The sequence below is a fragment of the Sphingomonas sp. CCH15-F11 genome, from assembly GCF_001557005.1.
In the GTDB taxonomy this organism is placed as follows: Bacteria; Pseudomonadota; Alphaproteobacteria; order Sphingomonadales; family Sphingomonadaceae; genus Sphingomonas.
Genome location: NZ_LSKG01000144.1, coordinates 1 through 9,196, shown reverse-complemented (window position 1 = coordinate 9,196; position 9,196 = coordinate 1). Strand labels below are relative to the sequence as shown.

The following is a 9,196-nucleotide window of genomic DNA, read 5'->3' as shown; positions in this document are numbered from 1 at the left end:
AATACGAAAGGATTCTCATGTCGACCATCCCCGCTTCTACCCTGCATGGGGACGGCAGCCCGGAACGGCTGGCGATCGACACGATCCGCACCTTGTCGATGGATGCGGTCCACGCCGCGAAATCGGGTCATATCGGCACGCCGATGGCCCTGGCACCGGTCGGCTATACGCTCTGGTCGCAATTCCTGCGCACCGATCCCGACGCGCCGGATTGGCCCAACCGCGACCGCTTCGTCCTGTCGGTCGGCCATGCGTCGATGCTGCTTTACTCCCTGCTGCATCTCGCCGCAGTCAAGGAGATCGACAAGGACGGCAGGCTGACCGGCAAACCGGCGGTGAGCCTGCAGGACATCAAGGATTTCCGCCAGATCGGCTCGAAGACGCCGGGTCACCCCGAATATCGCCACACCACGGGCGTCGAGACGACTACTGGACCGCTCGGCCAGGGCTGCGGCAATTCGGTCGGCATGGCGATTGCCGAGCGCTGGCTCGCGGCGCGCTACAATCGCGACGGTTTCCCGATCTTCGACCATGACGTCTACTGCCTCGCCGGCGACGGCTGCATGATGGAAGGCGTCGCGAGCGAGGCGGCGAGCCTGGCCGGCCACCTGAAGCTCTCCAACCTCTGCTGGATCTACGATTCGAACCATGTGACGATCGAGGGCGGCACTGAACTCGCCTTCGACGAGGATGTCGGCCAGCGCTTCGACGCTTATGGTTGGCACGTCATCCATGTGGACGACGCCAACGATACCAAGGCGGTCGCCGCGGCGATCGAAAGCTTCAAGGCGACCACCGACAGGCCGACGATGATCGTGGTCCATTCGATTATCGGCTATGGCAGCTCGATCGCCGGAACCGCCAAGGCGCATGGCGAGGCGATGACCGGCGATGACATACGCGGCACCAAGAAAGCCTATGGCTGGCCCGAGGATTCGTCCTTCCTCGTTCCCGACGGCGTGCCCGAGCATTTCGGAGGCGCCATTGCCGGGCGCGGCAAGCCGCTGCGTGCCGAATGGCTGGCGATGCGCGAACGCTATGCGCAGGCCGAACCCGCCCTGGCCAAGGAGCTCGAGGCGATCTTTGCCGACCGGCTTCCCGACGGCTGGGATGCCGCCATCCCGACCTTCCCCGCCGACGAAAAAGGCATCGCGACCCGCGATGCCGGCGGCAAGGTGCTCAACGCGATCGCGCCCAACCTGCCCTGGCTGGTCGGCGGCTCGGCCGATCTTGCCCCCTCGACAAAGACCCTGATCGAAGGCGCGGGATCGTTCCAGACGGGCAGCTATGCCGGCCGCAATCTCCACTTCGGCGTGCGCGAACATGCGATGGGTTCGGTGGTCAACGGCATGGCCCTGTCGCACCTGCGTCCCTATTCGGCGACCTTTTTCATCTTCCTCGATTATATGCGCCCGCCGGTCCGCCTGGCGGCGCTGATGGAGCTCGGCGTCACCTTCATCTTCACCCACGATTCGATCGGCGTCGGCGAGGACGGGCCGACCCACCAGCCGATCGAGCAGCTGACCATGCTGCGCGCCACACCCGGCCTCGACATGATCCGCCCATGCGACGCCAACGAGGTCGCCTGGGCTTGGCGTGCGGCGCTGAGCAAAAACAACCGCCCGACCGCCCTGGTCTTCTCGCGCCAGGCGATCCCGACGCTCGACCGCGGCAAATATGCCGGCGCCGAAGGGCTGCTGAAGGGTGCCTATGTCCTCGCCGGCGACGACAAGCCTGAAATCATCTTGATCGGCACGGGCAGCGAAGTCGGCCTGGTGGTGTCGGCATACGAGAGACTGACCGAAGCCGGCGTCAAGGCACGCGTCGTATCGATGCCGAGCTGGTATCTCTTTGAACTGCAGGATCAGGCCTACAAGGACAGTGTCCTGACCCCCGGCGTCGAGGCACGTCTCGCAGTCGAAATGGGCGGCGAGATCGGTTGGGATCGCTATGTAGGCTCGAAAGGACGGACGATCGCCATGTCGACCTTCGGCGCCTCCGCCCCTGCCGCGAAACTGCAGGACGAATTCGGTTTCACCGTCGACAATGTCGTCAAGGTCGCGCGCGAACTGATCGGAAAGGCATAAGCCATGTCGAGCCTTCTCAAGCAGCTTCAGGAATCGGGCCAGGCGCCCTGGCTCGATTTCGTCGATCGCTCGTTCCTCAAGGAAGGCGGCCTCCGGAAGCTGGTCGAGGAGGACGGCCTGACCGGGGTCACCTCGAACCCGTCGATCTTCGAGAAGGCGATGGGCCAGGTCACCGCCTATGACGATCAGTACAAGGCGTTCGTCACCGCCAATCCGGGCGCATCGGTGGTCGAAACCTACGGAGCGCTGGCGGTCAAGGACATCCAGGATGCCTGCGACACGCTGCGTCCGGTGTTCGACCGGCTGGACGGCAAGGACGGCTATGTCAGCCTCGAGGTCTCGCCCTATCTCGCCAACGATACCGACAAGACGATCGCCGAGGCGCGGCGGCTCTCGAAGATGGTCGATCGCCCGAACCTGATGATCAAGGTGCCGGGAACCAAGGCCGGCGTCCCGGCGATCCGCCAACTGATCGAGGACGGGATCAGCATCAACGTCACCTTGTTGTTTGCGCGCGAGGCCTACATCGCCGTGGCGATGGCCTTCGTCGAAGGGCTCGAGGCGCGGCTCGCCAAGGGCGAGACGATCGATCGCATCGCCAGCGTCGCCAGCTTCTTCGTCAGCCGCATCGACAGCGCGATCGACAAGAAGATCGACGAGCGTGTCGCCGGCGGCGACAAGGATGCCGACGCGCTCAAGGCGGTGCGCGGCAAGGTCGCGATCGCCAACGCCAAGCTCGCTTACCAATGGTATCTCGACTTCGTGAAGTCGGACCGGTGGAAGAAGCTTGCCGCCGAAGGGGCGATGCCGCAGCGTCTGCTCTGGGCATCGACGGGCACGAAGGATCCGTCCTTCCCCGACACGCTCTATATCGACGCGCTGATCGGCCCCGATACGGTCAACACCATTCCACCCAAGACGATGGACGCGTTCCGGGACCACGGCACGCTCAAGCAGACGCTGACCGCGGACGTGCCGGGGGCTGAACACGTCCTGGCCGAGACCGACCGGCTCGGGCTCGACCTGCCCGGCGTTACCGCCAAACTGGTCGAGGACGGTGTGGAGCTGTTTGCCGACGCAGCAGACACATTGCTCGGCGCGATCGAAGCGAAGAAAGCCAAAGCGGAGGCCTAAGCGCATGAACCATTTCCACGCCGACCTGCCCGAGCCGCTGCGCCACGCAGTCGATGCCAGGCTCAAGACGGCGGCGGCGGAGAAATGGGGTACGCGGCTGTGGGCCGCCGACGCGTCGCTATGGACCAACGGCGACGAAGCCAAATGGGTCGGCTGGCTCGCCGCGGGGGAAGGCAAGCAGGTCGATTTCGCCCTGCTCAAGGCGATCGCCGCCAAGGCGCGCGGCCATAAGAACGTCGTCTTGCTCGGGATGGGCGGATCGCGCCTCGGCCCCGAAGTGCTGAGCGAGATCATCGGCGCGGGGCCCGGTTTTCCGACCGTCCACGCGCTCGATTCGACCGATCCCGGCCAGATCGGCACAGTCGCGGCGAAGATCGATCCGAAGGAAGCCCTGTTCCTTGTCGCCTCCAAATCCGGGTCGACGATGGAGCCCGAACTGCTCCGGGCGTATTTCTGGGAGTTGTCCGGCAAGGATGGCGACCGCTTCGTCGCGGTGACCGATCCGGGATCGAAGCTCGAGAAGCTGGCCAAGGAGCATGGCTATCACGCCATCTTCCTCGGCGATCCGGCGATCGGCGGGCGTTATTCGGTCCTGTCGGTGTTCGGCATGGTGCCGGCAGCGATGATGGGGATCGACGTCGAAGCCTTTTTCGCCGCGACCCAGCCCCTGGTCGAAGCGTGCAAGGGCGACACCGCCAATCCCGGCCTGATCCTGGGTGCGATCATGGGCGAGGCGGCGGTTTCCGGCCGCGACAAGCTCACCATCCTGACCAGCCCCGGCCTCGAGCCGATCGGCGCCTGGCTCGAACAGCTCATCGCCCAATCTACCGGCAAGCATGGCAAGGGAATCGTGCCCGTCGATGTCGAGCCGGATGCCCCCGCCGCCGATTATGGAAGCGACCGGCTGTTCGCTTTGCTGACGCTCGACGGCGAGGACGTGAGCCGGTTGACTCAGCAGGCCGATGCCCTGGTTGCCGCCGGTCAGCCGATGGTGCGCATCACGCTCGCGTCCAAGGATTTGATAGGGCAGGAATTCTTCCGCTGGGAAGTGGCGACGGCGTTTGCCGGCGCGGTGATCGGCATCGATCCGTTCGACCAGCCCGATGTCGAGGATGCCAAGATCGCGACGCGCGAGCTGATCGACAAATATGAGGAATCGGGTGCACTCGCCCCCGAAACGCCATTCCACCAGGATGCGGTGATGGCCTTTTCCGCGCCGGGCGACCACACGTTCGCCGCGACCAATCCGGTCGAGATATTGCGCGACCATTTCGCCAGCGCCGAACCCGGCGACTATGTCGGCTACCTCGTCTATCTCGAACGCAAAGCCGAACATGAGGCAGCCGTCGCACGGATGCGCGAGGCGGTGGTCGAGGCAAAGGGTGTCGCCACCGTCGCCGGCTTCGGCTCCCGTTTCCTCCATTCGACCGGCCAGGCCTACAAAGGCGGTCCGAAGAGCGGCGTGTTCGTCGAGATCACGCGGACGCCGAACCCGGACGTACCGGTGCCCGGACGCAAGGCCAGCTTCGGCACGGTCCAGCTCGCGCAGGCGCGTGGCGAGCTCGACGTGCTCGCTGCGCGCGGGCAGCGCACCTTGCGCATTCATCTCAACACAGGGGATCTCAATACCCTCGAAACATTGGTGGCGCGTTCGCTACAGAATTGAAGGGGATCAGCATAAATGCGTATCGCGATGATCGGACTGGGGCGCATGGGCGGCAATATCGTCCGTCGCCTGTTGCGCGGCGGACATGAAGCGGTCGTCTTCGATCGCAACCAGCATCTGATCGACGATCTGGTCAAGGAAGGCGCGGTCGGCGCGACCGGGCTCGACGATCTGCGCGGCAAGCTCGCCGAGCGCGCCATCTTCTGGGTGATGCTCCCGGCGGGTCCTCCGACCGAGGATACGATCACCGCCCTGCTCGAAAAGTCCCTGCCCGGCGACATCATCATCGACGGCGGCAACAGCTTCTACAAGGACGATATCCGCCGCGCGAAGCTCTGCGTGGCGAAGCAAGTCGCCTATGTCGACATCGGCACGTCGGGCGGCGTCTGGGGACTCGAACGCGGCTATTGCATGATGATCGGCGGCGAGACGGAGGTGGTCGACTACCTCGATCCGATCTTCAAGACGATGGCACCGGGCCGAGGGACGATCCCCCCCACGCCCAATCGGATGGAGCAGGAAGGCGAGGATGCGCGCGCCGAGCTCGGCTACATCCATGCCGGCCCGCCTGGCGCCGGCCACTTCGTCAAGATGGTCCACAACGGCATCGAATATGGTTTGATGCAGGCCTATGCCGAGGGCTTCGACATCCTGAAGTCGAAGAAATCCGACAAGCTTCCTGAGGATGAGCGCTTCGATCTCAACCTCACCGACATTGCCGAGGTGTGGCGCCGCGGATCGGTCATCTCCTCCTGGCTGCTCGACCTGACCGCGTCGGCGCTCGCCAAGGATCAGATGCTCGCCCAGTTTACCGGCACCGTGGCGGATTCGGGCGAAGGCCATTGGGCGATTGAGGCGGCGATGGAGGAAGCGGTGCCCGCCTACGTCCTCTCGGCCGCCTTGTTCGCGCGCTATCGCAGCCGCGTCGAACATACGTTCGGCGACCAGGTGCTGTCGGCGATGCGCTTCGGCTTCGGCGGCCATACCGAAATGCCGCAGTAGGCTCCCATGAAGAAGGCCCCACCCGCCACTCTGGTCATTTTCGGCGCGACCGGGGACCTGACCCGCCGCCTGCTGGTCCCCGCCGTCACCAATCTGTGCACCGACGGATTGCTGGGAAAGGACTTCACCATCCTCGGCATCGGCCGCAGCGATGGCGATGACGAGATGTTGCGCGCCAGCCTCGATAAGTTCGCGACCGAGGGCGATTGCTGGCGTGATCTGCGCAAGCGCATCGCCTACCTCCAGGGCGATTTCACCGCAGACCGGGTGTTCGACGATGTCGCCAAGGCGTTGGGCGACCGAAGCGCGGTCTTCTACCTCGCCACGCCAGCGCAATTCTTCGGCGCCATCGTCGAAAAGCTTGCCGCCAAAGGCCTGATGGCGGAAGCGGGCAGTCGGTTCCGCCGCGTCGCGATCGAAAAGCCGTTCGGCCACGACCTCGCCTCGGCCAAGGCGCTTGACGCCCGAATCCTCGCCTTGCTCCCGGAAAGCCAGATCTACCGGCTCGACCACTTCCTGGGAAAGGAAACTGTCCAGAACATCCTGGTCGCGCGCTTCGCCAACCAATGGTTCGAAGCGGTGTGGAACAATCGCTATATCGATCATGTCCAGATCACCGCCGCCGAGACGGTCGAGGTCGGATCGCGCGGATCTTTCTACGATGCAACCGGCGCGCTCCGCGACATGGTCCCCAACCATCTGTTCCAGCTGCTGGCGATGATCGCGATGGAGCCGCCCAACAGCTTCGATGCCGACGCGATCCGCGACGAAAAGGCCAAGGTGTTGCGCGCGATCCGCAAGCCCACCGCAGTCTGCGCAGTGCGCGGCCAATATGGCAAGGGCCGTGTCGGTAGCCGCAACGTGCCGGCCTATCGTAAGGTCCCGGATGTCGCTACCGACAGCAGGACCGAGACCTATGTCGCACTGAAGCTGGAAGTCGACACCTGGCGCTGGGCCGGCGTGCCCTTCTACCTGCGCACCGGCAAGGCGCTGGCAGCGCGCGATACGGAGATCGTCGTCACGTTCAAGGCAGTGCCCTACGCTTTATTCCGCGATTGTCCGATCGACCGCCTGCCAGCCAATCGCCTGATCTTCCAGCTGCAGCCGGACGAAAGCATCGTCTTAGACATGCTGGTCAAGAAACCGGGTCCAGTGATCAAGACCGCAGGGACAACGCTCGATTTCACTTATGCCGACCACTTCAAGCTGTCGGGCCGGACGGGCTACGAAACCTTGCTCTATGACATGATGACCGGCGACCAGACATTGTTCCAGCGCGCTGAGCAGATCGAGGCGGGCTGGGCCGCGGTCCAGCCGATCCTCGATGACTGGGTCAAGGACAAGGGCAGGCTTGAATCCTATGCACCAGGCAGCGCCGGCCCGGCCGGCGCAGATGCCCTACTCGAACGCGATGGCCGCTTCTGGCACAGGATCGGCCAATGATGCTGGGCCTCGTCATCTCCGACATCGACGGACTTTGGTTCGCAAGGACAAGAGCCTGGCGTCGGCGACGATTGCCCGGTCGCGGACCTACTATCTGGACGTCACCAACCCCTATGCCAACAAGCGAGCTGGCGTCGATGCCCTGGCGCGGGCGCTCGGCCACATGCCCAATGACCTGCCCTTTGCTCGTGCGCACCGGCCTATCGATCGCCATGGGCAAGGCGCCTGAGGAGATCCGTAGCGCAGCGCACTACATTTCAACCAGCGACGACAAAGATGGCATCGCCGATGCCATCGACGCATTTCTGCTGCCGCTTGTGGGAGGATCATCATGAAGCGACTGGCCGCTTTCGACCTCGATGGAACGCTCGCGCTCAGCAAGCAGCCGCTCGACGATGAAATGGCGGATCTGCTTACCCGCCTGCTCGACGTGACGATGGTAGCGATCATCTCCGGAGGCGACTGGCCGCAATTCGAGAAACAGGTGGTGTCGCGCATGCCCGCCCGTGCGCGGCTCGACAATTTTATCATCCAGCCGACCACGGGCACCAAGCTATATCGTCACGCCGACGGCCAATGGACGCGTATCTATGCCGATCTGTTCACCGGCGACGAAAGCCAGCGCATCCGCGAAGCACTGACCAAGGCGGTCGAGCAGGCGGGCTATGCAAACGAGAACATCTGGGGCGAGCAGATCGAGGATCGCGGCAGCCAGATCACATTCTCCGCGCTCGGTCAGCAGGCGCCGCTCGAGGCCAAGGACACGTGGGATCCCGATCACGCCAAGCGCAAGAAATTGCAGGCCCTGCTCCAGCCGTTGCTGCCAGGCTTTGCCATCAATATCGGCGGGGCGACATCGATCGACATCACCCGCGAAGGGATAGACAAGGCCTATGGCCTTAAGCGCCTTTCCGAGCAGACCGGCGTCGCACTCGACGAGATGATCTTCTTCGGTGACGCGATCTTCCCGGGCGGAAATGATTATCCGGCCAAGCATCTCGGGCTGGATACCGTGCGAGTCCGCGACGTTGCCGAAACCAAGTCGGTGGTTGGCGCGATCGCTGCCTGGCTGGTCTAGAAGCGCTACCGCCGATCCTTAACCAGTCCCGCTTTCGCACCCATACGACCCAGCTTCGCAGCGGTCCCACATTGTAGAGCCGACGGATCGCTTCAATGGTGCTGGAGCTGCTTGACCTCACTACGCCTGGGCGCGTTCGAGGAAACTCAGCTCGCCATGTCCGCCATCATCCGACAGCTGGCGGCGCAGTCCTTGCAGGTAGCCGAGCAACGCTTCATCCGCTCGTCCACGACGTGGCTCAGGCATTCCCGCGCACATCGTTCGCAGGCGTCAGCGCAGGCGCGACACAGGATGGTATGGAGCGGGGATTCGCGCAGCATCGAGTTGGCGGTCGCCTGGCACAGTTCCGCACAGTCGTTCAGCATGGCGATCAGCGACGCCGTGGCTGACGCGCCGCCTTGCTTCGTCAGCCAGGCGGCGGTTTCCAGGCACATGCGGTGAGACGCCACGCAATCGTCGATGCAGTCCGTCATCGACATCGCCATCCCTTCCATTCGATGCTGCTGCGCCGCCGCCGGCGCAGCCAGCGTTCCGGCGGCGGCAAGGCCGGCGCCCGCCATCAGCAATTCGCGTCTCTCGATCATGATGCGCCTTCCATCTGCTATCGCTTGAGCGCTGTGCCGCATCCGGCGGCCTCAGCCGTAGCCGGCGACCCATCCGACGCCGCACGCGCCTTCTCTCGCGCCATCCGGGTTTCCTCCCAGGGCCAGTGGCCGTTGATCTCGACCCCGAGCGAGATGCTCAGGAAGGTCCGCACCAGCACAAGCCCGGCCAGCACGATGAGAT

The 9,196-nt window shown here is 64.2% G+C and carries 8 protein-coding genes and 1 pseudogene; 7 read left to right on the top strand and 2 right to left on the bottom strand.

Annotated features, from left to right (window positions below):
* Positions 1-17 precede the first annotated feature (17 nt).
* From tkt to AX709_RS14760, 7 genes are all read left to right on the top strand, one after another.
* Complete coding sequence (gene tkt / locus AX709_RS14785; protein WP_066550554.1) at positions 18-2,087, top strand: transketolase; 2,070 nt, start codon at positions 18-20, stop codon at positions 2,085-2,087.
* Between the two features lie 3 nt (positions 2,088-2,090).
* Complete coding sequence (gene tal / locus AX709_RS14780; RefSeq protein WP_066550549.1) at positions 2,091-3,221, top strand: transaldolase; 1,131 nt, start codon at positions 2,091-2,093, stop codon at positions 3,219-3,221.
* A 4-nt stretch (positions 3,222-3,225) separates the two neighbouring features.
* On the top strand, positions 3,226-4,887 hold the full coding sequence (locus AX709_RS14775) for a hypothetical protein (RefSeq protein ID WP_066550546.1): 1,662 nt from the start codon (positions 3,226-3,228) through the stop codon (positions 4,885-4,887).
* 15 nt (positions 4,888-4,902) lie between these two features.
* Positions 4,903-5,889: a phosphogluconate dehydrogenase (NAD(+)-dependent, decarboxylating) gene (gene gnd / locus AX709_RS14770; RefSeq protein ID WP_021243095.1), complete on the top strand. Its 987-nt coding sequence runs from the start codon at positions 4,903-4,905 to the stop codon at positions 5,887-5,889.
* A 6-nt stretch (positions 5,890-5,895) separates the two neighbouring features.
* Complete coding sequence (gene zwf, locus AX709_RS14765; RefSeq protein WP_021243094.1) at positions 5,896-7,332, top strand: glucose-6-phosphate dehydrogenase; 1,437 nt, start codon at positions 5,896-5,898, stop codon at positions 7,330-7,332.
* 188 nt (positions 7,333-7,520) lie between these two features.
* Positions 7,521-7,667: an HAD hydrolase family protein gene (locus AX709_RS18980; protein WP_231729621.1), complete on the top strand. Its 147-nt coding sequence runs from the start codon at positions 7,521-7,523 to the stop codon at positions 7,665-7,667.
* Positions 7,664-8,410 carry an HAD-IIB family hydrolase gene (locus tag AX709_RS14760; RefSeq protein ID WP_009824013.1) on the top strand — a complete coding sequence of 249 codons (747 nt, stop codon included), beginning with the start codon at positions 7,664-7,666 and terminating at the stop codon, positions 8,408-8,410. The genes AX709_RS18980 and AX709_RS14760 overlap by 4 nt, the downstream gene beginning before the upstream one ends.
* Positions 8,411-8,556: 146 nt before the next feature.
* Here AX709_RS14760 and AX709_RS14755 read toward each other — a convergent pair whose 3' ends face one another.
* Together AX709_RS14755 and AX709_RS14750 are read right to left on the bottom strand one after the other, a co-directional pair.
* Positions 8,557-8,997, bottom strand: coding sequence for a four-helix bundle copper-binding protein (locus AX709_RS14755; RefSeq protein ID WP_026109687.1), 441 nt, complete (start codon positions 8,995-8,997; stop codon positions 8,557-8,559).
* Positions 8,998-9,011: 14 nt separating this feature from the next.
* A pseudogene (locus AX709_RS14750) lies at positions 9,012-9,196 on the bottom strand (DUF1622 domain-containing protein); the annotation flags it as partial.

What these genes read in the sequence shown, in the direction of transcription:
- tkt (WP_066550554.1), top strand. Translation starts at nt 18, where the DNA reads ATGTCGACCATCCCCGCTTCTACCCTGCATGGGGACGGCAGCCCGGAA.
- tal (WP_066550549.1), top strand. Translation starts at nt 2,091, where the DNA reads ATGTCGAGCCTTCTCAAGCAGCTTCAGGAATCGGGCCAGGCGCCCTGG.
- AX709_RS14775 (WP_066550546.1), top strand. Translation starts at nt 3,226, where the DNA reads ATGAACCATTTCCACGCCGACCTGCCCGAGCCGCTGCGCCACGCAGTC.
- gnd (WP_021243095.1), top strand. Translation starts at nt 4,903, where the DNA reads ATGCGTATCGCGATGATCGGACTGGGGCGCATGGGCGGCAATATCGTC.
- zwf (WP_021243094.1), top strand. Translation starts at nt 5,896, where the DNA reads ATGAAGAAGGCCCCACCCGCCACTCTGGTCATTTTCGGCGCGACCGGG.
- AX709_RS14760 (WP_009824013.1), top strand. Translation starts at nt 7,664, where the DNA reads ATGAAGCGACTGGCCGCTTTCGACCTCGATGGAACGCTCGCGCTCAGC.